The sequence below is a fragment of the Vibrio sp. 10N.222.52.C12 genome (assembly GCF_041474215.1).
Classification (GTDB): domain Bacteria; phylum Pseudomonadota; class Gammaproteobacteria; order Enterobacterales; family Vibrionaceae; genus Vibrio; species Vibrio crassostreae_C.
Map to the genome: position 1 here is coordinate 1 of NZ_JBFRTR010000234.1, position 537 is coordinate 537.

The 537-nt window shown below is 43.8% G+C and carries 1 protein-coding gene; it reads left to right on the forward strand.

The features are described from left to right. Positions 1-512 (forward strand): transposase (locus tag AB4623_RS24030; RefSeq protein ID WP_198599062.1); only part of this gene is annotated, 512 nt, incomplete at its 5' end. Positions 513-537 lie beyond the last annotated feature (25 nt).

Sequence of the window (537 nt, forward strand, 5' to 3'; positions counted from 1 at the left end):
GAATCCAGATACTTCCCGCCTCTCTCCATCCGACTATCAAACCAATGCTAACCACGATAAAAAATCAAATCACCAAGTTAGAAGAAAAGCTCGTTAAACTCATTGAAGATAGCCCTGAATACCAAGCTAAAAACACAATATTGCAAAGCGTCCCAGGAATAGGAAACATTGCCGCTGCATCAATAATTAGCAACGTACCTGAACTTGGTTACATCACGAATAAACAAGCAGCATCACTGATTGGTGTCGCTCCAATAACACGCGAAAGTGGGCGCTACAAAGGTAAGCGCGTGATCCAAGGCGGTCGAGCGCAAGTACGAACCGTTTTATACATGGCGATGATGTCAGCCATGCAATGTAACCCCATATTCAAAGCGACTTATGCTCGACTTTTAGCTGCTGGGAAACCTAAAAAAGTCGCAATAATCGCGTGCGTACGAAAGATGGTTGTGACACTTAACTCTATGCTCAGAGATGGCGCCATGTGGGATGAAAACACAGCCAAAAATTAATCATTGACGCCATAGTCGTTTGTTA